Source organism: Ruegeria atlantica, assembly GCF_001458195.1.
In the GTDB taxonomy this organism is placed as follows: Bacteria; Pseudomonadota; Alphaproteobacteria; order Rhodobacterales; family Rhodobacteraceae; genus Ruegeria; species Ruegeria atlantica.
This window is the reverse complement of the sequence record NZ_CYPU01000071.1, coordinates 90764-111649: the sequence shown is the minus strand read 5'-3', so window position 1 is coordinate 111649 and position 20886 is coordinate 90764. Positions and strand designations below refer to the sequence as shown.

Annotated in this window: 28 protein-coding genes and 2 pseudogenes; 23 read left to right on the top strand and 7 right to left on the bottom strand. The window is 56.4% G+C overall.

From position 1 onward, the window contains the following. Positions 1–42: 42 nt before the first annotated feature. The 3 genes from RUA4292_RS19755 to RUA4292_RS19745 all read right to left on the bottom strand — a co-directional run bounded on the left by RUA4292_RS19755 (position 43) and on the right by RUA4292_RS19745 (position 2430). Positions 43–375 carry a hypothetical protein gene (locus RUA4292_RS19755; protein ID WP_058279143.1) on the bottom strand — a complete coding sequence of 111 codons (333 nt, stop codon included), beginning with the start codon at positions 373–375 and terminating at the stop codon, positions 43–45. A gap of 109 nt (positions 376–484) precedes the next feature. Then, positions 485–1435, bottom strand: coding sequence for an AraC family transcriptional regulator (locus RUA4292_RS19750; protein WP_058279355.1), 951 nt, complete (start codon positions 1433–1435; stop codon positions 485–487). Between the two features lie 128 nt (positions 1436–1563). Then, complete coding sequence (locus RUA4292_RS19745; protein ID WP_058272722.1) at positions 1564–2430, bottom strand: branched-chain amino acid aminotransferase; 867 nt, start codon at positions 2428–2430, stop codon at positions 1564–1566. Between the two features lie 158 nt (positions 2431–2588). On the opposite strand from RUA4292_RS19745, the gene RUA4292_RS19740 reads away from it, so the two are divergent. The 7 genes from RUA4292_RS19740 (at position 2589) to RUA4292_RS19710 (ending at position 8475) form a co-directional block, all read left to right on the top strand. After that, the gene (locus tag RUA4292_RS19740; RefSeq protein ID WP_058272723.1) at positions 2589–3101 is read left to right on the top strand and encodes a MarR family winged helix-turn-helix transcriptional regulator; all 513 of its coding nucleotides are present in this window, start codon (positions 2589–2591) and stop codon (positions 3099–3101) included. Beyond that, on the top strand, positions 3098–3799 hold the full coding sequence (locus RUA4292_RS19735; RefSeq protein ID WP_058279142.1) for a response regulator: 702 nt from the start codon (positions 3098–3100) through the stop codon (positions 3797–3799). Before RUA4292_RS19740 ends, RUA4292_RS19735 begins: the two co-directional genes overlap by 4 nt. A 64-nt stretch (positions 3800–3863) precedes the next feature. Beyond that, positions 3864–4790: a histone deacetylase family protein gene (locus tag RUA4292_RS19730; RefSeq protein ID WP_058279141.1), complete on the top strand. Its 927-nt coding sequence runs from the start codon at positions 3864–3866 to the stop codon at positions 4788–4790. After that, a complete protein-coding gene (locus tag RUA4292_RS19725) occupies positions 4787–5029 on the top strand; it encodes an exodeoxyribonuclease VII small subunit (RefSeq protein ID WP_058272726.1) in 243 nt (80 codons plus the stop codon). Before RUA4292_RS19730 ends, RUA4292_RS19725 begins: the two co-directional genes overlap by 4 nt. Continuing rightward, entirely contained in the window at positions 5030–5896 is an 867-nt protein-coding gene (locus tag RUA4292_RS19720) for a polyprenyl synthetase family protein (protein ID WP_058279140.1), read from the top strand. Positions 5897–5910: 14 nt separating this feature from the next. Continuing rightward, positions 5911–7839: a 1-deoxy-D-xylulose-5-phosphate synthase gene (dxs, locus tag RUA4292_RS19715; RefSeq protein ID WP_058279139.1), complete on the top strand. Its 1929-nt coding sequence runs from the start codon at positions 5911–5913 to the stop codon at positions 7837–7839. A gap of 213 nt (positions 7840–8052) precedes the next feature. Next, positions 8053–8475: a hypothetical protein gene (locus RUA4292_RS19710; protein WP_145975027.1), complete on the top strand. Its 423-nt coding sequence runs from the start codon at positions 8053–8055 to the stop codon at positions 8473–8475. A gap of 56 nt (positions 8476–8531) precedes the next feature. Here the strand turns inward: RUA4292_RS19710 and RUA4292_RS19705 are convergent. Both RUA4292_RS19705 and RUA4292_RS24620 read right to left on the bottom strand, forming a co-directional pair. Further along, positions 8532–8744 (bottom strand): annotated as a pseudogene (locus RUA4292_RS19705) (ferritin-like domain-containing protein); the annotation flags it as partial. 81 nt (positions 8745–8825) lie between these two features. Further along, positions 8826–9407, bottom strand: a complete 582-nt coding sequence (locus RUA4292_RS24620) for a hypothetical protein (protein WP_158507071.1) — start codon at positions 9405–9407, stop codon at positions 8826–8828. A gap of 462 nt (positions 9408–9869) precedes the next feature. Here RUA4292_RS24620 and RUA4292_RS19695 point away from each other — a divergent pair, with 462 nt between their 5' ends. Next, the gene (locus RUA4292_RS19695) at positions 9870–10076 is read left to right on the top strand and encodes a hypothetical protein (RefSeq protein ID WP_058279136.1); all 207 of its coding nucleotides are present in this window, start codon (positions 9870–9872) and stop codon (positions 10074–10076) included. 3 nt (positions 10077–10079) lie between these two features. Here RUA4292_RS19695 and RUA4292_RS19690 read toward each other — a convergent pair whose 3' ends face one another. Next, positions 10080–10661, bottom strand: a complete 582-nt coding sequence (locus tag RUA4292_RS19690; protein ID WP_058279135.1) for a TetR/AcrR family transcriptional regulator — start codon at positions 10659–10661, stop codon at positions 10080–10082. A 124-nt stretch (positions 10662–10785) separates the two neighbouring features. Between RUA4292_RS19690 and RUA4292_RS19685 the strand changes: the two genes are divergently transcribed. The 7 genes from RUA4292_RS19685 to RUA4292_RS19655 all read left to right on the top strand — a co-directional run bounded on the left by RUA4292_RS19685 (position 10786) and on the right by RUA4292_RS19655 (position 14747). After that, entirely contained in the window at positions 10786–11376 is a 591-nt protein-coding gene (locus RUA4292_RS19685) for a YceI family protein (RefSeq protein ID WP_058279134.1), read from the top strand. Positions 11377–11441: 65 nt separating this feature from the next. After that, positions 11442–11981 (top strand): luciferase domain-containing protein, encoded by a 540-nt coding sequence (locus RUA4292_RS19680; RefSeq protein WP_058279133.1) that lies wholly within the window; start codon positions 11442–11444, stop codon positions 11979–11981. 208 nt (positions 11982–12189) lie between these two features. Next, positions 12190–12525 (top strand): hypothetical protein, encoded by a 336-nt coding sequence (locus RUA4292_RS19675; protein WP_058279132.1) that lies wholly within the window; start codon positions 12190–12192, stop codon positions 12523–12525. A gap of 58 nt (positions 12526–12583) precedes the next feature. Beyond that, a complete protein-coding gene (locus tag RUA4292_RS19670) occupies positions 12584–13051 on the top strand; it encodes a DUF411 domain-containing protein (protein WP_058279131.1) in 468 nt (155 codons plus the stop codon). Then, entirely contained in the window at positions 13051–13515 is a 465-nt protein-coding gene (locus RUA4292_RS19665) for a c-type cytochrome (protein ID WP_058279130.1), read from the top strand. The genes RUA4292_RS19670 and RUA4292_RS19665 overlap by 1 nt, the downstream gene beginning before the upstream one ends. Before the next feature lie 12 nt (positions 13516–13527). Continuing rightward, the gene (locus RUA4292_RS19660; RefSeq protein ID WP_233493505.1) at positions 13528–13872 is read left to right on the top strand and encodes a copper resistance CopC family protein; all 345 of its coding nucleotides are present in this window, start codon (positions 13528–13530) and stop codon (positions 13870–13872) included. Then, entirely contained in the window at positions 13869–14747 is an 879-nt protein-coding gene (locus RUA4292_RS19655; RefSeq protein ID WP_058279129.1) for a CopD family protein, read from the top strand. The genes RUA4292_RS19660 and RUA4292_RS19655 overlap by 4 nt, the downstream gene beginning before the upstream one ends. 316 nt (positions 14748–15063) lie before the next feature. On the opposite strand, the gene RUA4292_RS19650 is transcribed toward RUA4292_RS19655, so the two are convergent. Further along, on the bottom strand, positions 15064–15285 hold the full coding sequence (locus RUA4292_RS19650) for a hypothetical protein (protein ID WP_058279128.1): 222 nt from the start codon (positions 15283–15285) through the stop codon (positions 15064–15066). An 898-nt stretch (positions 15286–16183) separates the two neighbouring features. Between RUA4292_RS19650 and RUA4292_RS19645 the strand changes: the two genes are divergently transcribed. The 8 genes and pseudogenes from RUA4292_RS19645 (at position 16184) to RUA4292_RS19610 (ending at position 20654) form a co-directional block, all read left to right on the top strand. After that, positions 16184–16501 carry a bactofilin family protein gene (locus RUA4292_RS19645; protein ID WP_058279127.1) on the top strand — a complete coding sequence of 106 codons (318 nt, stop codon included), beginning with the start codon at positions 16184–16186 and terminating at the stop codon, positions 16499–16501. Positions 16502–16570: 69 nt separating this feature from the next. Then, positions 16571–16894 (top strand): annotated as a pseudogene (locus RUA4292_RS19640) (IS6 family transposase); the annotation flags it as partial. A 488-nt stretch (positions 16895–17382) separates the two neighbouring features. Continuing rightward, positions 17383–17565 (top strand): hypothetical protein, encoded by a 183-nt coding sequence (locus RUA4292_RS19635; protein WP_058279126.1) that lies wholly within the window; start codon positions 17383–17385, stop codon positions 17563–17565. A gap of 127 nt (positions 17566–17692) precedes the next feature. Continuing rightward, positions 17693–18127: a hypothetical protein gene (locus tag RUA4292_RS19630; RefSeq protein WP_058279125.1), complete on the top strand. Its 435-nt coding sequence runs from the start codon at positions 17693–17695 to the stop codon at positions 18125–18127. Next, positions 18124–18789, top strand: a complete 666-nt coding sequence (locus RUA4292_RS19625) for a MotA/TolQ/ExbB proton channel family protein (RefSeq protein ID WP_058272851.1) — start codon at positions 18124–18126, stop codon at positions 18787–18789. Before RUA4292_RS19630 ends, RUA4292_RS19625 begins: the two co-directional genes overlap by 4 nt. Continuing rightward, positions 18782–19147 carry an ExbD/TolR family protein gene (locus tag RUA4292_RS19620; protein WP_233493504.1) on the top strand — a complete coding sequence of 122 codons (366 nt, stop codon included), beginning with the start codon at positions 18782–18784 and terminating at the stop codon, positions 19145–19147. Before RUA4292_RS19625 ends, RUA4292_RS19620 begins: the two co-directional genes overlap by 8 nt. Beyond that, positions 19144–19521 (top strand): ExbD/TolR family protein, encoded by a 378-nt coding sequence (locus RUA4292_RS19615; RefSeq protein ID WP_058279124.1) that lies wholly within the window; start codon positions 19144–19146, stop codon positions 19519–19521. The genes RUA4292_RS19620 and RUA4292_RS19615 overlap by 4 nt, the downstream gene beginning before the upstream one ends. Next, positions 19518–20654 (top strand): energy transducer TonB family protein, encoded by a 1137-nt coding sequence (locus tag RUA4292_RS19610; RefSeq protein ID WP_058279123.1) that lies wholly within the window; start codon positions 19518–19520, stop codon positions 20652–20654. The genes RUA4292_RS19615 and RUA4292_RS19610 overlap by 4 nt, the downstream gene beginning before the upstream one ends. Positions 20655–20886 lie beyond the last annotated feature (232 nt).

Below are 20886 nucleotides of genomic sequence, written 5' to 3'. Positions count from 1 at the left end.
TGAGAATTCACCTTGTTGTGGTGAACCCAAGGTGCGTCAGGTTCAGACCGTAACACCCTGCTCTGGTGCGCTAAGCGAGATGACGGCGACCACCGCAGCCCCGTTCAGCCAGTAGAAAATTGCATCCAGGCCCGAAAACCCAAACAGGCTGGGCGCAGCCAGGAAAACGACACCGACCAGAAGATCGACCGCCAAGTGAAAGTTGTAGGGAAGAACGCGCCAGATCCCCAAATGGTGATCCGTCAACACCGTCAGCCACAACGCCATCGGGTTGGATTGCCCCAGTCCAAGCAAAAAGGGCAGCCCCATCAGCGCAAAGGCAACAGGGTAGTCCAGATAGGCGTGAATATTGCGGGTGACAAAGCTGAGAGACATGAGAGTTCCTTTCCTGATATGGGATGACCTCAAACTAGGAAAGAAACTCCGAACGTTTAATTCCGGATCGTTCGTGAAACGTTGCAGATCGTCCAGAGTTTCAATTCGATCAGTGCATTGATCGATAGGCGGCTGGCGATACGCCAACCTGCTTTTTGAACACCCGCGAAAAGGCGGCTTCCGAGGCATAGCCGACCTCGGCCGCGGCATCGGCCACGTTCCAGCGGGCCTCAGTCAATCCGTGACACGCAATCTGCATCCGCCAATCGGTCAGATACTGCATGGGCGTTGTCCCCATCTTGTCTGCGAATAGCTGTGCGAACGCAGTGCGAGACATTCCGGCCTCACGTGCCAGAGACTCGACGCTCCACTCTTGCGCGGGCGAATGGTGAAGCGCAGTCAATGCACGCGAAATGCGGGAATCGGCGAACCCGGCAAGCGCGGTTTCGCTGGGGCTTTGATGTTCAAGATGGGCCCGAATGGCCTGCGCAAACAGGACCTCGGACAGTTTCAACGCTATGAGGTCACCACCGATCCGCGCGCCGTTGATCTCGGACCCGATCATACGCAGGGTGGCTTCGATCCAGGCCCCGGCTTCCTCGCCATAGTTTTCGATCAGGATGTATGGGGGAAGCCGGTCAATCAGCATATGCCCGGTTCCCTGTCGTCCCGGAGGTCCGGTGAAAGAGAAGTGACCGCAGATCAATTGCGTATCGCGGCTTTTGTCTTCGCCGCCATAAATCAGAACCCCGTCGCCCTTGTACCCGGCCTCTTCCAATACGTGTTCAAGCGGCAGGGCATCCAGCGGTTGAACCTCATTGCACAGTAGAGCATGGGCGGATCCGTGCGGGATCACGATCAGGTCGCCTTGCTTCAATCGCAGGGTTTGCCCTGTGTTAGAGACGAATACTTTCAGCTCTCCGCGCTGTACAAAGTGAAATCTGGCTACATTTTGATAGGTTGGCACCTGTATACCGAAGGGCGGTGAAAACGAGGTTCGAAAGTAGAATGTGCCCTTCAAGGACAGGCGGGTGAGAACATCGCTAAGCAGATCCAACATTGGATTAAGATAGACGCGGCCGCGCGTTCGTCCAGCTGTGTGAACGATCTGCAAGGATTCTTGAACGTACGGCAATGAAAAAGCCCCCACGAAAACGCAAGGGCTTCAATCACAGCTGCAAGATCCGATCAAGCGCGCACGAGCGCCTCATAATCTGCCGCGATCTCGCGGGTCAGGTCTCCGACCTCAAACGTATAATCGCCGATCTGGCCCACCGGGGTCACCTCAGCTGCGGTGCCGGTCAGCCAGCACTGTTCGAAATCCGCCATTTCCTCGGGCTTGATGCGGCGCTCGTGGACGGTGATACCTTTGTCTTTCAGCATCTGAATGACGGTCTGGCGCGTGATCCCGTTCAGGAAGCAATCGGCCAGGGGCGTATGAACTTCACCATCTTTCACGAAGAACACATTCGCACCGGTCGCCTCGGCCACGTAACCGCGCCAATCCATGAACAGCGCGTCCGAGCAGCCCTTGGCCTCGGCCTTATGTTTCGAGATGGTGCAGATCATATAGAGACCCGCCGCCTTGGCGTGCACCGGGATGGTTTCCGGGCTGGGGCGTTTCCATTCCGCGATATCCAGCTTGGCGCCCTGCATCTTGGCGTCACCATAATAGGCGCCCCAAGGCCACACGGCGACGGCCATCCGGACCGGGTTCTTGGCTGATGCCACACCCATGTCTTCCCCCGAACCACGCCAGACCAGCGCACGGACGTAGGCGTCCTGCAGACCGCTGGCTTTCAGCGCTTCGTCCTTGGCGGCCTCGATGTCATCCACCGAATAGGGCATAGGCATGTCCAGCGCTTCGGCCGAGGCAATCAAACGTTCAGAATGTTCGCGACTTTTGAAAATCTTGCCGTTATAAGCACGTTCACCTTCGAACACCGAAGACGCATAGTGCATCGCGTGGGACAGGATATGCACATTGGCTTCGCGCCAAGGCACCAGTTTGCCATCCAACCAGATGACGCCATCACGATCATCATACCCCGCCATGCGAAACCTCCTGACATGGGATCAATTTCCGATTATTGCGTAAATTAAGTCCACATCGGACATAAAGTTGCGCAAAAACTGCGATTCGATACCCGTCCACTCTTGGAATGTCAATAACGCTGACATAAACTCGGGTCGAGTAACGAATGAGGCATACTATGTCGGATACCCGCCCCGCCCCAGCCTTTGGTGGCGAGAGCCTGTTGTTTTTGACCGACGAACAGTTGCGGCAGGGGATCGAGGCGATGTTTTTCGCCTATCGCGGCTTTACCGCAGATCCTGATCGCATACTGACCGAAATGGCCTATGGACGGGCGCACCACCGGGCAATCCACTTCATCAACCGCGCACCGGGTACGACTGTCAACAACCTTCTGGCCATTCTGGGCGTAACAAAACAGTCTCTGAACAGGGTTTTGCGGACGTTGATCGACGACGGTCTGGTCGAAAGCCGGGTCGGATCAGTGGACAAACGCGAAAGACACCTATTTCTGACAGAGCAGGGCAAGGCGCTAGAGGCCAAACTGTCTGAGGCCCAGCGCGTTCGAATGCGTGCGGCGTACAAAAAGGCGGGACCCGAGGCTGTGTCGGGGTTTCGTAAAGTGCTTGAAGCAATGATGGATGCTGATATGCGTCATGCCTATACGAAACTGCGGGATACCACCTCATGAACGAAATGGATGCCCATCTGCTGATCGTCGACGATGACGAGCGCATTCGCGATCTGTTGAAGAAGTTTCTGATGCGGAACGGATTTCTGGTCACGGCTGCAAGGGATGCAGCACATGCACGGCGGGTGCTTTCGGGGTTGGATTTCGACATGATCGTGCTGGACGTGATGATGCCCGGCGAGGATGGGGTCAGCCTGACCAAGGCGCTGCGCGAAACCCATACCACTCCTATCCTGCTGTTGACCGCGCGCGGCGAAACCGAACATCGCATTGCCGGGCTTGAGGCCGGTGCAGATGACTACTTGGCCAAACCGTTCGAGCCAAAAGAGCTGTTGTTGCGGATCAATGCGATCCTGCGGCGGGTGCCGGAAACGCCTGCGCAGGACGCGACGGCGAAGATACTGCATCTTGGTCCGATCCGGTACGATATCGAGCGTGGCGAGATGTGGCAGGGCGAAGACCCGGTGCGCCTGACGGCGACCGAAAGCCAGTTGATGAAGATTTTTTCGGCCCAGCCCGGAGAGCCGATCAGCCGAACCAAACTGGTCGAAGATCTGGGCCGCGACAAGGGTCAGGCGCAGGAACGCGCGGTGGACGTTCAGATCACCCGTCTGCGCCGCAAGATCGAACAAGACCCCAAGCAGCCGCGTTACCTGCAGACCGTCCGCGGCGCCGGATATATGCTGGCACCAGATTGATTCAGCCGCGGCGCTTTCTTGCCTTGGGCGAGGATATTTTTGGCCAGATGAAGATGGGATCCCGATGACAACCGCCCTTTTGACCCACGCCGATTGCCTTGATCACGTGACACCGCAAGGTCACCCCGAGAGGGTGGCGCGGTTAGAGCACATTCTTCACGCATTAGAAGGCTTGGAACTGACACGTGTAACCGCCCCTTTGGCCGCGGATGATGACTTGCTGCGCGTGCATCCGGAAAGCCATATCCGTGAAATCCGTAACAACAGACCCTCCGATGGCTTCAAACAGATTGACGGCGACACCTTCATGTCTCCGGGGTCGGTGGACGCGGCTTACCGGGCTGCCGGTGCGGTTGTGCGGGCGGTGGATATGGTTTTGGGTGGCGAAGCCTCGAATGCGTTTTGCGCCATCCGCCCGCCCGGTCACCATGCCGAAACCGAAACGGCAATGGGGTTTTGCCTGTTTGGAAACGCCGCGCTGGCGGCCAAGCACGCATTGGATCATCATGGATTGAAACGCGTAGCCGTCGTCGATTTCGACGTTCACCACGGAAACGGCACGCAGGATCTGCTGTGGGACGAAAGACGTGCACTGGTGATCACCAGCCAGCAAATGCCGCTGTGGCCCGGATCGGGGCGCCCGGATGAAACCGGCGCTTATGAGACCGTTTTGAACATCCCGTTGGCACCCGGCACTGGTGGGGCCGAGATGCAGACAGCTTACGAAACGCAAGCCTTCCCGAGACTGCGCGCATTCAAGCCGGAACTGATCATCATCTCGGCAGGTTTTGATGCGCATCAAGACGATCCGCTGGCCAACTTGAACTGGTCTACAGGCGATTTTGCCTGGGTCACGGCTGAGCTGTGCAAGATCGCCGATGAGCTGTGTGAAGGTCGTATCGTCTCGACTTTGGAGGGCGGTTATGATCTGAACGCCCTTGCCGAGGCCACTCGTGCCCATGTGGAAGAACTGATGAAGGCAGCCCGATGACCGATACTCCTGTTGATCAGATGACATTCGAACAAGCGATGAAAGAGCTTGAGGCCGTTGTCGGCCAGTTGGAGCGTGGTGACGTGGCGCTGGATCAGTCCATTGCGCTGTATGAGCGCGGTGCCGCGTTGAAGAAACGCTGCGAAGACGAATTGAAGCGGGCTGAAGAAAAGGTCGCAGCCATTACTTTGGATGCCAATGGGCAGCCAACCGGGACGACGCCTGTCGAAGGTCAGTAAATGTTCAAGGAAATTCTGGCGCAGGATGCCGCGCGGATTCAGGCTCAGTTCGATCTGGTTCTGAGCGCGCTGGACGAATTGGATGTTACCCGGGCGATGGCCTACACCACGCAGGGCGGCAAGCGGTTACGTGGTTTTTTGGTACTGGAAAGCGCGCGGATGCATGGCATCGACTCAACACAGGCAATCTGGCCTGCGGCAGGCATCGAAGCCCTGCACGCCTATTCTCTGGTCCATGATGACCTTCCCTGCATGGACGATGACGATCTGCGACGTGGACGTCCGACCGTGCACGTAAAGTGGGACGAAGGCACCGCCGTTCTGGCCGGTGATGCCCTGCAGACATTGGCCTTTGAGCTGTGCACCCGGCCCGAGGTCGGAAATGCAGAGGTTCGTGCTGAATTGGCTCTAACCCTGGCCAAAGCAAGCGGTGCGCAGGGAATGGTGCTGGGGCAAGCGCTGGATATGGCGGCTGAAACAGCAGCCGCGCCACTGACACTGGAGCAGATCACCACGCTTCAGGCTGGGAAAACCGGTGCGCTGATTGAATGGTCCGCCTGCGCTGGTGCGCGGTTGGCCCAGGCAGATCCCGAACCCTTGCGCCAATATGCCCAGGCGCTTGGCCTTGCTTTTCAGATCGCTGATGACATTCTGGATATTGAAGGTGATGCCGAGAAGGCCGGTAAACGATTGCAAAAGGACGCCGAGGCGGGCAAAGCCACGTTTGTTTCGCTTTTGGGTCTGAACGCCGCGAAATCCCGCGCCGTAGAACTGGTCGATCAGGCCTGCGCGGCGTTGGATGGATACGGTGCCAAGGCTGAAACCTTGAAGGACGCGGCACGCTTCGTTATTGCCCGGGACAGCTAAGCCAGGAACGCCACATGTCTGACCGCCCGAATACGCCCCTACTGGACCTTGTGAACCGCCCTGCGGATCTCAAGCAGTTTTCGGACGCACAGTTGCATCAGTTGGCGCAGGAATTGCGGACCGAGACAATATCGGCGGTGTCCGTCACCGGTGGGCATCTGGGCGCGGGTCTGGGCGTGGTCGAATTGACGACCGCCCTGCACGCCGTGTTCGACACGCCGCGCGACAAGATCATCTGGGACGTTGGTCATCAGTGCTATCCGCACAAAATCCTGACCGAACGGCGCGACCGTATCCGTACCCTTCGCATGAAGGACGGGCTGAGCGGCTTCACCAAGCGCAGCGAAAGCCCCTATGACCCGTTTGGCGCAGCACACAGCTCAACCTCGATCAGTGCCGCGCTGGGGTTTGCCGTGGCGCGCGATCTGGGCGGTGTGACGCCCGAGGGATTGGGTGACGCGATTGCCGTGATCGGTGACGGCTCAATGTCTGCAGGCATGGCCTTTGAGGCGATGAACAACGCGGGCCACCTGAAGAAACGCCTGATCGTCATTCTCAATGACAATGAAATGAGCATAGCCCCGCCCGTTGGTGCGCTGTCCAATTACCTGTCGCGAATTTACGCAGAAGAACCGTTCCATGATCTGAAAGCCGCAGCCAAAGGCGCGGTTTCACTGCTCCCGGAACCCTTCCGCGAGGGGGCAAAACGCGCCAAGGAGATGCTCAAGGGCATGGCCGTGGGTGGAACTTTGTTTGAGGAGCTGGGCTTTTCTTATCTTGGTCCGATTGACGGGCACGATATGGATCAACTTCTGCCTGTCCTGCGCACGGTCAAGGCCCGCGCCACGGGCCCGATCCTCATTCATGTGCTGACAAAGAAGGGCAAGGGGTATGCCCCGGCCGAGCAGGCCCGCGACAAAGGCCATGCAACAGCGAAGTTCGACGTCGTCACGGGCGAGCAGAAGAAAGCACCTTCAAACGCACCGTCTTACACATCGGTCTTTGGCAAGACCCTGGTTGAAGAGGCCGCGCGCGATGACAAGATCGTTGCGGTCACCGCTGCGATGCCCGACGGCACCGGGCTGAACTTGTTTGCGGAACGCTACCCCTCGCGCTGTTTCGATGTGGCGATTGCCGAACAGCACGGCGTGACCTTCGCCGCCGCTCTTGCCGCCGGCGGGATGAAGCCCTTCTGTGCAATTTATTCGACGTTTTTGCAGCGCGGGTACGATCAAGTCGTGCATGACGTGGCCATCCAGCGCCTGCCGGTTCGTTTTGCGATCGACCGTGCAGGGTTGGTGGGCGCAGATGGCGCGACTCATGCGGGGTCGTTCGATATAGCCTATTTGTCAAACCTGCCCGGCATCGTGGTCATGGCCGCAGCGGATGAGGCCGAGTTGGTGCATATGGTGGCCACCGCCGTCGCGCATAATGATGGCCCGATTGCCTTCCGCTACCCTCGCGGCGAAGGTGTCGGCGTCGACTTACCCGAACGTGGTGAAGTTCTGGAAATCGGCAAAGGCCGGATCATCCAGGAAGGCGCGCGCGTCGCGCTGCTGTCATTCGGAACCCGACTGGCTGAAGTGCAAAAAGCAGCCGAGGCTCTGGCCGCACGGGGGATCACACCGACGATCGCCGACGCCAGGTTCGCCAAGCCGCTGGACCGCGATTTGATATTGGATCTGGCCGCCAACCACGAAGCGTTGATCACCATCGAAGAGGGTGCCATTGGCGGCTTTGGCAGTCATGTTGCCCAGCTTTTGGCGGATGAAGGCGTTTTTGACCAAAGCTTCAAATACCGGTCCATGGTTTTGCCCGACACCTTTATCGACCAAGCCAACCCTGCGGACATGTATACGGTTGCGGGCCTGAATGCCGAGCAGATCGAGGCCAAAGTGTTGTCCATCCTGGGCGTTGTATCCATCGGCGAAAAACGCGCCTGAGGCAGGATACGCAACGCCCGAAAAGCTTCGTTGCTTATAAAGCTGCAAGCGCCATGCTTGGAAATCCGCAGACTTCCTCTGGTTCAGGGTGGGTCTTTGAAGGCACAGGACACGTTTACGTCCGGGCGTGACATTCCGGCGAGGCCGCTTTTCTGTTAGGAAATATAAAAGTGAAAACTCCACCCTTGAGCAGGCGGGCGGATGAGAAGCATCATGGCAGCTTTGGCGGCGCTCTTTCTGATGTGCGTGGCGGCAACTTCAAAAGAGATACAGGTCGGCAATGATCCAGGGGGGCGGGTAGTGGATCGCATGGTCCATATAGAAATCGCCAACCGTACGGACGCGCAGTTTCAAATCATTGGAGACTACTGCCACTCTAGCTGCACCATGCTGCTGGGCGCGGGCGATGTCTGCATTTCGCCCCAGACGATCTTCGGGTTTCACGGTCCCCATCGTTCGAACCGGAAAAAGATGACGGAAGATGAGTTCGCCATAAAAAGCGCGTCACTGTCGAGCTACTACCCAAATCCTGTCAGAAAATGGTTCATGTCCAAGGCGCGGTTCGCCGGCCCCAACGAGCTTATGTTTGTGACCGGTGAGTATCTGATAGGCCTCGGCGTGCAGGAGTGCGCCTAGGCACGCGATGCCCACCTCCTTGACGGGTATCGCAAACCCTGCGCCATCAGGAGCGACTATTCGGCATCTTCCATTTTGGTTGCGTTTAGGTGCGCAAAAAGCTCCGCTCCGACGCGGTCAAACAATTCGATCTGAGTCTCGAGGAAGTCGATATGGCCTTCTTCGTCCGACATCAGGCTTTCGAACAAACTCATCGAGACATAGTTTCCGGCCTCTTTGCAGACATCCCGCGCTTCTTTGTAAAGTGCGCGCGCGCCTTGTTCCGCTGCTCCGCCGCGTCACGCTCCACGATTTGGCCGCAGAGCAGCCGTTGGCAAACACGGGAGTGAACGGATGCTCTGGCATCAAGATTAACTAATAGTTTTGAACACGCATTTCAGCGTCACAGAACCGCCCGTGGCATCGCTGCGGGCGTTCTGCTTTTCGGACAACGCCATCAAGCCTGCGAGTTCGCCGACCAACTCGATCTGAAGGCTATCGCCTTCGGGAACCATGCGAATTTCCGAAATCAGGCTTCGGATATGCTCGGCTGCTGCTGTCCTGAGGTTTGGATCATTCAGCGACTCGGTTAGCTTGGCAACTTTCGCGCGATACACGTCGGAGAGGCCGGGGTACAGGCGGACGGGGACTTCAGCATCCATGGTCTCCAGTTCCATTTCGATTGACGCCTTTTCCTGCTCCAGTGTTGTGAGCTTGTCCTTCATGCTTTCGTTGAACATGCCTTCGCAGATTCGGACAGTCATCTGATTGATCTTCCGTTTCACGCCGGAGAGCTTGCGTTCCGCCTTGCTCCGATCCTTCTCGATATTTCCCGCGAGCCGGTTGTATTCCGCTTGATACTCTGTGACGAAAGTCGCGATCAGGGGTCTGTACTGGGCCTCGCGCCGCTCATCGTAGGTGCTGAGGTTGGAGAGCTTCTCCCAAGGGAACAATCCGATTGGCTTTTCATTGTTGGTATTGGTCTGGTTACCGCTTTCGTACCCCAGTTTATCTACAAGAAATGCTCGCCTGTTATTGGGGCTTCCCAAACTGCGGTCGCTGGAAGCATCGAATTGCCCACGATGTTTGCCGTGGGATATCTTGCTTTTGGCGAAGCCATCTCTTTACCTCAAGCTTTTGCATGTGCCTTAGTGCTGGGCGCAATCGCGATCACAAGAAGTACAAATACGCGAACCGTATCTACCGTGCTCGCAAAATCACCGAGGCGGTAGAATTGGGCTCAGAGCCGCCGGTTGTCCCGAATTTTGCGAGCGTCAGCTTCTGAAAACTGAATGGCGGCTTTCTGGGCCAAGGCAATGAAAACGTGAGATCAACTTGGATATTGCAATGTCTGTATTCGGGACTGGGCAGCAGTTCCAACCGCTGCAGCGCCCCAAGACCGCTTTGAGCCCAAAGTGACCGATGTTGCGTTCGGCACAAATGTCAGCACTGCGCAGAAAGCAGACTTTGCAAACCTCGACGAACAATCACAGCGCTTCTTTGCCGATATCTTTTGGAGAATCCGCTATGAGGAAGTGGCTGGACAGGCTATTGATCATAACTTGCTGTTCTGTCGTAATCTCGCGCCAGTTGTAGGTCGCTTTGATTGCAAAGTTAGGTGATGGTCACTGTCCCGAATTGGTTTTCGCGATACTGCAAAGCAGATCGACATGTTGATCCAACCAATCTTCGTCCAGTGTCTCGTGACGTATCAGTTTGCGGAAATAAGGTGCAGCGACAGCCAGTTCTATCAACTGTTCGACCGGTACATCAGCGGTGATCTCACCGCGAACTATTGCAGCTGAAAAGACGGCCTCAACACTTGCGAACCTGTCTTTCATAAATTCAGTGATCACCAACCGCGCTTCTGCATCGGTGGACGCAGCAGCGACAACTTGAGGCGCGATTTGGCCCCATGGTGTGTGATTCAAAGCTCCCATCAGTACTCCGAGTAACCAGCGCAGGTCAGATCGCAACGGGCCATCGGTTCTGGGTGGTATGTTCGGCGGTGTTGCGATGCGCCTGAACGCTGCATCACGCAGACTGCGCGCATCTGCCCAGTGCCTGTAAAGCGTACTGCGGGAAATGCCCGTTGCCTTTGAAACTGCGCCATGTGTTACGTGTAGCACGCCTTCATCCATCAGTATCTTTTGCGCCGCATCAAGTGCGGCCTGTCGTGTGGCGATCAGCCTGGGATCTTCTTTCAATCACCCCTCCTATAGAACAATTTGTTGCACGGTAGAACACTTTGTCCTAAAAGCATGGTCGACCAACACCTAAATCCCAATACTCAATTCCACAAACACGTCTTGTCAAAATGGGAGCGTATCAATGTTCAAAGTAGCAGCAACCCCGCTGGCGGTACTTTTATCGATGGGCGCGACACCCGCATTGTCCGAGAGTGGCACCTACGAGCTGGATCCTGGACACAGCCAGGTATTGTTCAGCTACAACCACATCGGATTCTCAGAAACATATGGAATGTTCTCAGGTTTTAGCGGTGAGATAGAGTTCAACGAAGATGATCCGTCTGCCTCTTCTGTCACAGTTTCTATGCCTGTAAAATCCATGATCACGGGCTGGGATGCCCGTTTGCAACACTTCATGTCCGATGACTTTTTTAGCGCGAGTGACGGTGACGTGGTCACATTCGCCTCAACCAGCATTGAAGTGACCGGGGACAATTCCGCGAATATTTCTGGCGACCTGACCATGAATGGCGTCACCAAACCTGTTGTTCTGGAAACAACGCTTAACAAGTCGGCGCCATACCCTTTTGGTGAAAAGGAGGGCACGCCGACCTTGGGGCTGGCAGCAACGGCGACTATCGTGCGGTCTGAATTCGGACTTGGGGCCTTTGCACCAGCAGTGAGCGACGAAATAGAGCTCTTGATCAATATCGAAGCGTTAAAAGCTGAATGATGTGTGCAGGGGCACCGATACGGCGCTGAGCACTCAATCTTTACTTTTGACGGGCTAACAACAAAATGAATGTGTTCCTGAGACAACTGGCGGTTGCTACGACAGCAGTGGCTTTGACGTGCCCGTTGGTACTCGCACAAGAGCGCTCGTTGCCGGAGCGCACCTCGCCCCGTCCTGAAACAACAAGCGGCGTACCGCATACTCAGATTGGTGTCGAAATTGATGCCGATTTGGCCCGGCTATTGCTGGAGCGTGTTGCGAAATTCCCAGGGGTCACACTTGGACCGACACGCATTTCGCTACCTGGCGCGATTGGCTTTCAGCTTGATTCCGACGTGTTGTTGTCTCAACCGAACTCTATCGTTGGTGGGTTTGAATTTGCGCATATGCATCCTGATGGCAGCTTGCACGCTTCGCTGCACCCCGCAATGGCGCGACAGGCAATTGAGGCTGATTGGGCCGTTGCACACCCTTGGGCCAAGCAACGTCGTGGGTGGAGCGGCTTTGTGATGATATATTCACCGACCACACCAGAAGAGTTGGATGTTGTCATCGATCTGGTCGAAAGTTCGTACACCTTCGTCACCGGCAACACCTTGGGTTAAACGCCCACCTGCTGACCTTGCCGTTGCTGACTAATACGCAGGTCAGTCAAAATTCAGTATTACCGGAATTTCAGGTGATCCATGTTCCACTGTTTTAGCCGGGCATGATCCAGAGATGTGGTGCACCCAAAATGGGTGCAACTAGGATATATATGGCGAAACATCCTCGAAACTTGTCAAAACCTCATACCCCCAGTAGGTATTTGGTATGTTTCGCTTGCTCCTGTCGATACTTCTTGTTGTTGCATTCTCCGGCGCATCCGCAGCGTCCGTGAAGCATGGCTTGAACCATGGATCGGATCCTTCCGGTCATCATGCTCAAATGGCGGGCGACGATCCATTGGCTGATGCCGAGAAAGCTGTCGCGGATTGTTGCGACAACACTAGCGGCATGGGGTCAACATCCTGTTTTGTTGATCTTATCGCCACGGCGGGGATTTCGCCGAATGCTCCATTGATGATCTCAGTGGGTGGTGTGACGTACGCTCGAGCCGATTTTTCAGGCCTCGCACTGGGTGTTCCCACCGGTCCTCCGAAAGCCTGAATGGCAACGGGCGCTCGCCCGCATTCCGTTCAAATTTCACATCAAAGGACCGACAGACATGATCACACGTCGTCACTTCACCACACTGTCTGCAACCGCTCTCATCGCAACTGCTCTTCCCGTCCGTGCAGGCACCCCAATGCACGTGCTCAGCTCACCAGGTTGCGGATGTTGTCACGCATGGGCCGACTTGGCTCGCGCGCGTGGCTACGCCGTCACTGTTGAGGAACTGACGGACCCCGAAGCACAGAAGTCAGCGCGGTATATCCCGCTGAACCTCGCATCCTGTCATACCATTGAAGCCGATGGCTATGTCTTTGAAGGCCATGTGCCGTTCGAAGCACTGGAAGCTGTGTCGAGGGATCGACCTGACATCACAGGGCTTTCTGTTCCCGGCATGCCAATGGGCTCCCCTGGTATGGGCGACGATCCGTCCGCCCGTTATGACGTCATCGCATTTGGGGGAGAGGCTGGGACCGGTATGGTGTACTACCGGGCGGGCACCGCGCAGCCGTTCGATACCTGATGGTAGGGCAAACAACAATATTGGTCACCGGTGGGCTTGCGCTCGCCGGTTTCGCCGGAGCGTTCGTTCTGGCCCAGCCCTCCAAAGCGGTTGGTGTACTGGCACCGGATGACGCCGAACTGGTCGCCACTGGCCAAGATATCTACGCGGACCAATGTGCTGCCTGCCACGGAGCGCGCCTGGAAGGACAGCCAAACTGGCGGATACGCGGCGAGGATGGTTTGCTACCAGCACCGCCGCATGACGCTAAAGGGCATACGTGGCATCACGATGATGAAACGCTCTTCACCCTGACCAAATTTGGCCTGGCCGGGCTGATGGAGAATGCGCCTGCAACTGGTATGCCGGTCTATGAAGGTGTGCTCAGCGATGACGAAATCATAGCGGTGCTGTCTTTTATCAAATCAACCTGGCCCGATGACCTTCGTGAGTTTCACGATGAACTGAATGCCCAATCCGAATAGAGGAAAACTCAGATGATCAAACAAACTCTTTTCGGTTTGGCCGTAGCAATGGGTCCTGTGCTTGCGGCTGCGCATTCAAAGTCAGAAGAAACGATGCCGGCTGACGGCGCGACTGTCACGGACGTGCCGGAGCTTACCATGCGGTTCGATGATCCGATGCGCATCATCTCGGTCACGCTGACCTCACCCGATGGCGACGTCAAAATTGAGCGCGAGACAGGTATGGACCCCACCACGGAATTCCGTGCTATGCCCTTGGAAGAGCTTGCACCCGGGAGCTACCGCTTCGACTGGCGAGGCATGGCGTCAGACGGTCACCCGATGCAGGGCAGCTTCTCTTTCACAGTCGTTCAGTGACAGGACTGGCTCCTATAGATGGTGTTGTCGTATTGGCCATTTTGGCGAAGGCACTTGGCTACGGTGCGGCGCTGCTGGCGATGGGTGGTGCCCTGTTCACGCTCCTCTTTGCCAAGCGCGCTGAAGAGTCTGTTCTACGGCTTGCGCAGCACCTCGCGGTCGGTGCAGCGATTGTCGGTCTTGCCGTGCTTGCTCTACGTTTCGGCATCAGAGCGGCGCGGATATCCGGAATGGGTTTTGAGGGCGCGACGGACCCAATGATGCTTGGTTTTGTTTGGGACAGTCCTCTTGGCACCGCCGCTATTTGGCGAGGAATAGGTGAACTCGCTATATTGGCAATCCTGCTCCCCCGCGTAGGGCACTGGATCGCTTTGGCGGGCAGCCTTGCCGTAGCGATGTCCTTCGCCCAGGTGGGACACTCGCTCGGAGAACCTAGGGCAGCTCTCGCAGTCTTACCGGTTCTGCATCTGCTGGCTGCCGCGTTTTGGGTCGGCGCTCTCCTGCCTTTGCGCAAAGCGGCGCTCACTCCAACTGGGGCCGATCTACTGCACCACTTTGGCAATGTCGCTGCTTACGGAGTTGCCGTTCTGATTTTAGTAGGCGCGGCACTCGCATGGCTGCTTTCGGGCTCAGTGGCCGCCTTGTTCGGAACGGCCTATGGATTGGTACTTTTGGTCAAGGTCGTGATCGTTTCCGCCCTGCTAGGCATTGCGTCGCTGAATAAGCTGAGACTTGTTCCGGCTCTCAGGGCTGAGAAGCGTGGCGCGACAATTGTTCTCCGACGGTCGATTTCAATAGAGATGTTGGCTGTTGTCCTGATCCTGCTTGCAACGGCGACCCTAACCAGTTTGACGACACCTCCCATCAATCTCTGACGGCCTATGGTCCGAAGCAGGAGCTGCAAATCCTTGTTACGGATGTCCGCTTAGGGCTGACTGCGGTCCTTTGGAATAAAAATGTGGATGGCTGCAAAGTCCACACAGCAGACGTTCGACCAAACTCTACGAGCGACCGCTTCGAGCCCAAATCGACGGATGCTGCGCAACGAATGTATGGCGGCTTGTGGCGAACAGCTGTCTTATTTGATACTGGGTCCGATCCGATTTTCCGTTTGCATATGAAAGCGCTGCGCAAATTCGTGGCAGCCGAAGCAAACTTCTGATCTCTGAAACCCAATACAATACTGCGGCGCTACTCTGGTAGACCGGCCTTTAGCATAGCATCCGCCCAGAACCTGCGCAGTTCGTCAGTCTTGTAGACCATATGGCCAGTATAGGTTTGCACTGAAAATTGAGGATCGATTGAAAGAACTGCGTCTACTGCTTTCGCAGCATTCTCGGTGTCATCAAGATCAGCGTGGATCGCTGCCAAACGGATTTGGCACAACAAGGTGCCAGGCAGACGGGTTTCCAAGTGCCGGTAACCCTACTGCGTGATCGCGGGGTTTTCCGAGGAACTCAGATCATTCCCACAAACTGGATTGAGGCTTCAACCAAACCCCACGCTCGCTCCCCCTGGTCAGGCCTCGCTTACGGATACGGATGGTTCTTATCGCCGTCCGGCTATGCACTAGCGAGAGGCTATGGCGGCCAAGTCATCGCGGCGCACTTTGAACGAAACCTCGCCGTCGTAATAACTTCAAATCCCTCGTTGCCTGCCCGATCAGTTGGCTATTTCGGTGACATCGTTCGACTCTTGGACGGCCCGATACTTGCAGTGGTCTAGGCTGAGCGTCTCGAACCGTCAGATGGCCGCTCAGAGCCTACAGCGGAAGAAAAAGCGAGTTTCATGTGTCATTGAGCAATGGTTTATTCGCGTCATCCCAAAAAGGAAAAAGGGCCGTGCTTGGGAAAGTCCGACAAATAGAGGCCCTTCAAAGATTGTTACACGCCCTCTAAGGGCAAAAAAGACGGCCCCAGAAATCACTCCTGGATCTATCTTCAAAGGACAAGTGTCTTACTTCGCTGAGCTCAAGGAGCCTATCCCCAGTATCTGAAACATGTCCAAAAAGCGTAAGCTCTACTTCTACGCCATCTTCGATGTATACAAAATGCTGCGTTCTATTGCTGGATCAAGCCCGCATCGTCAAAGGTGAAGCCCCTATCGAATCGTCCGTATTCGCACAGCGTATGGGCTCGGTTCTCGTGCGCGCCTTTGCCTCTTTGAGAGGGCATCCTAAAAAAACAGCCCTGCATTTTTGCATTTGGCTAGAGGCGGATCTTCGCCCGGGAACCGGGTCACCTTTGACTTGGGTGGTCAAAACCCGGCTTCCGTCTTAGGGTTGCCGCGAACTCAGTCAGAGGATCTCAATGTGGCAAGTTCAATAGTAGAAAAAGACCTGACAATTGAAGGCAACGTCAGGTCAGAAGGGGGGAGTGTTGACGTCAAAGGTCAAATCGTTGGGGATGTAAGTGCTGGCTCGATTACCGTTCAGTTGAGCGGATCCGTCGATGGTGCATTGTCGGCCAAGAAGATTACATTAGAGGGCAAGCACAATGGCAGTTTGAGTTGCGACGATCTGAAACTTGCCTCGAGCTCCCAGGTTCGGGCTGATGTCGTTGCCAGAACGATGGAAGCCGAAAGCGGTGCCAGTGTTGTGGGCAAGGTTGAAATCACCGGTGTACAATAGAACCGACCCGGGGGTCTTGTCAGACGAACTTTGCTTGAGCGGGGCAGGGCGGTTGCGTAGCTTTTGCCAATGACCAGACCTGTCTCTTTCAAATACTTCAAAACCAGTCCCGAGATTATCCGCTTGGCAGCGATGCTGTACATCGGTTTCCCGCTCTCGCTTAGGAATGTCGAAGATCTGCTGCACGAACGCGGGATCGACGTGAGCCACGAAACTATCCGATATTGGTGGAACAGGTTTGGCCCGATGTTTGCTGCTGAGATCCGTAGAAAGCGTGTTCAGCAGCTGCGCGCATTCTCTAAATGGAAGTGGCACGTGGACGAGGTTTTCGTGAAGGTGAATGGCAAGAGGCATTATCTGTGGCGGGCTGTTGATCACGAAGGCGAGGTGGTCTTGTCAGAAGAACTTGGGTTGAGACGGGCAGGGTACTCTCGTAGCCTTCGCGCATGATCAAACAATCGCCATTCAAGTACTTCAAGACCAGTCCAGATGACTTAGGTACGCATAGGGTAAGCAAAATGCGGGGAGTTGGGAAGAGCCTTGTAGAAACCACAACCCGCGAATACTCTAATTATTAAAGGGAATAAGCTGCTCAATCGAACTGCCCATAACGCTATCGAAAAAGAGGCAATAAGACTTTTAATCAGCGGGTCGCAGGTTCGAATCCTGCACGGCTCACCACTTTTTTCAAAAATTTGCGCCCTGAAGGTCAATTGATCTCCTGTGACAGTACAGCAACTCTATACGGGGCCAATACCGGAGCCATCGAATGTTGCAGGCTGCGTTCTGATTGAGTATCTTCCCAGCCTCGTCGACCGTGGATCGCTTGGCGAACTTCGCATATTCCCGGTCAGATCAGCTTTGGCGTAACTGGCGGAAAGATGCATGAGTGGGAACTCAGAAAGCTCGGCGGTTCGATCTACCCGCCGAACCAGAAAGACTGGCCTGTTTATGCACAGATTTTGGAATGCCGAAGTAGCGTGCTTTCAGCTGAAAACGGTATTAAATCAAACGCCCTTGAGTGGCTGATCACCTCCGCGCTTGCAACCGCGCATGAACGCTGACGTGATCCCTATTCACAAACCCAAAGGTCCCCCTTTCGTCATCCCCTTGCATTGACTATGTGTATCTGAACGCCAGCGGAGCGTCGCCGGCCCTTGATGTCTGCCTTGAACAATCGGGAGCGCGCCAATGTTTTTTCTCCGTCCGGCACTTGCTGCATTTTGTGTATGTGCATTGCCTGCAGTTGCGATAGCGCAGTCCGAGGTGGCCGCTTCGGAAGGTCTGCAAATTGAGCTGAATACGGTTCAGGATGTCGAAAACGCCTGCCGACTGACCTTTGTCGTGGAAAACCAAACTGGGACAGCCATTGACGAAGTCAGTTTTGAGACAGTCATCTTTGATGCCTCCGGTAGCGTTGTCAGACTTTCTCTATTCAACTTCCGCGACTTACCTACGGAACGACCACGTGTGCGCCAATTCGATTTGCCGGGCATGGCCTGCAGCTCGGTCGGAAAAGCCCTGATCAACGGTACCAACGCATGCAAGGTGGCCGGGGCGGACAGTTCGATATGTGAAGACGGGCTGAAACTGCAAAGCCGAACAAATGTGGAGTTGATTGGATGAGCCCCTTTGATGCATTGCGCGAAATCCTTGATCTGGGCGGGCCTGTTGTTGCGATCCTGATCGCGATGTCGGTGGTGACCGTTGCGGTCACGCTTTACAAGCTTTGGCAATTCGCTGCATCGGGCGTCGGGCGTCACCGGGTGTTGTCCGAGGCGCTGGCGGCCTGGGATGCAGGCGATCCGCAAACCGCCCACGCCCGTCTGGACAAAAGCCGCAGTTACCTTGCCCCCCTGGTACGGGTTGCGATGAATGCCTCAGATACGCCGGGTCTGGACCAACGGCTGGATGCCGAGGCCGGTCTGGCGCTTGCCGGGCTTGAACGCGGCTTCCGACTGTTGGACACCGTGGCGCAGCTTGCGCCGCTGCTGGGTCTGTTCGGTACGGTCCTGGGGATGATTGAGGCGTTTCGCAGCCTGCAATCCGCTGGGTCGTCTGTCGACCCATCCCTGCTTGCCGGAGGTATCTGGGTTGCCCTGCTGACAACGGCTGTGGGTCTGGCCGTGGCGATGCCGACCTCGATGCTGTTGTCCTGGTTCGAAAGCCGCACGGCGCGCGAACGGGTCTTTGCGGACAAGGCGCTGCGCACAATTCTGGTGCCGGGGCAGGCTGTTGCGCAGGCCGACGATACCCGGGCCGTGGCGACCGCCCCCGGACATGCGTAATACCGCACCCTTTGTCCGACGCCCCATGTCGATGACTCCACTCATCGACGTGATTTTCCTGCTGTTGCTGTTCTTCATGCTGACCTCTACCTTTTCCAAATATGGCGAAATCGAGCTGAGCAACGCAGTGGGCGGCAGTACGACTTCGGCGACACCGACCGAGCGGTTGTTCCTGCAGTTGGGGTCAGAGCGGCTGGTGCTGAACGGGCAAACGGTCTCTCTCAATGATCTGGAAACGCAATTGGAGGCCGGGCAGGTTCTGGTCAGTTTGGACCCGGATACAACGGCGCAGCGCGTCATCGACGTATTGGTCCGGCTGCGCGGGCGTGACGGGTTAAGCGTTCTGGTGCTGGAATGATCAAGTACAGGCGCCCCAAACGCAGACGCGACTCGACGATTGCTCTGATCAACGTCGTTTTCCTGATGCTAATCTTTTTCCTGCTCGCCGGCACGCTGGCCCCGCCGTTGGATCCGGATCTTGAGCTCGTGAACACCGCAGACCTTGAAGGGCGCGAGCCACCTGATGCGCTGATCCTGCACGCCGACGGCACGCTGAGCTATCGTGGAACGCCAACAGATCCCGAAACGCATATGCGTGGCCAAGGGCCCGAAGCCGTGCGCATCGTCCCCGACCGAAACGCACCGGGCCCGCGTCTGATCGAGGTAACCGGCGCGCTACGCCGTCTGGGCGCCTCATCCGTCTTTGTTGTGACCGAGAAGGCGCTGGAATGATCCGCCGGTCGGTTATGATTGCGGCGGTGGCTATTCTGGTGTCGCTGTTGTTGCACCTGATGGGGTTAAGCGTGACCGGGCAGCGGCTTGCAGAAGACGCGCCAGGTGGCCAAGCGCCTGAATCAATTGAGCTAAGCACGACATTCGAAGATCTTGCCGAGGTTGTCGCCGAACCGATTGAACCTGAACCGGCGGAGGCACCAGAGCCGCCGGTTGAAACACTGCCTGAGGAACCGGAAATCCCGGTCAGTGAGGCGCTTGTGGCGTCGGAAAACCCGCAGGAGGTTTACGCGCCCGATATCGGCGAAGCAGAAGTGGTTCAGCCGACTGCCACGGAACCGGTTGAGCCTGATGTGGCAGAGACCGAAAACACATCCGAAGGCGATGCCGCCGCCAGCGAAGATGTCAACGAAACCCCACCGGTCGAAGCGGAAACAGCGACCGATGTGCCCGAAGGAATCCCCGAGGCAGTCGCGGTCGAGCCAGAGGTCGCGACCGAGGTCCAGCCCGTGTCGCCCCAACCGCAAGAGCTGGCGGCGCTGCCGGTCACCCCGTCGCCCGAGGCCGCGATCCCTGTTGTACCGTTGGAGTCCGAGGCGATTGAGCCGGATGATCCGGTTGATCCAACCGACCAGGATGCAAATGAAGACGTGACAGAACTGGCCGTGACGTCTTCGATCCGGCCGCAGCGCCCTGAACGCCAACCGACGCCGGAACGGCGGGGCGTGCTGAATGGTGCGCGGGACTTCAGCGAGTTGCAGTTCCCGTCAGAGGTGGTTGAATCGCCCCTTTACGCCTACAGGCGCGAAGGTCTGGATGCCTTCAGGTCTGGCAGTAGTGGCAGCCGTTCGGGCGGGCGTGGCCCCGGCAATTCGGACACTACCAATTATGCGGGTGAGGTCTTGGTCCACCTGAACCGCGCACCCCCGGTATTTGTTGCTGCCCGGGGATTCGCCAAGGTGTTTTTCGAAATCAATCCCGATGGCACGCTGGCCTGGGTCGATGTCATCGACAGTTCAGGGTCGTCCGATGTTGACCGGGCCGCAAGGGCGCAAGTGCAGGCGGCCTCGCCCTTTCCGCTGCCGCCAGGTGGGGTCAGCCGCAAGCTGTCTTTCTTCTACACCAGCAATTGATTGGTGGGTTTCATCATCCGATTTACCCATCACAGAACCTGTTTTGAGCGGGATTTTGCCCGAATCTGCCTATTTTCGGAAGGTGGGGTCAGCCCCCGGGAAGTCTCAATTGCAAACATGTACGTTTTTTGGCATTTAAAGGGGCATCGTCGCATTTCTTTGATCAACTTTTTGTAACGAAACACTGCTGATCGCGAAACATACGTAAATACTCAGGAAATTGGGTTTCGTG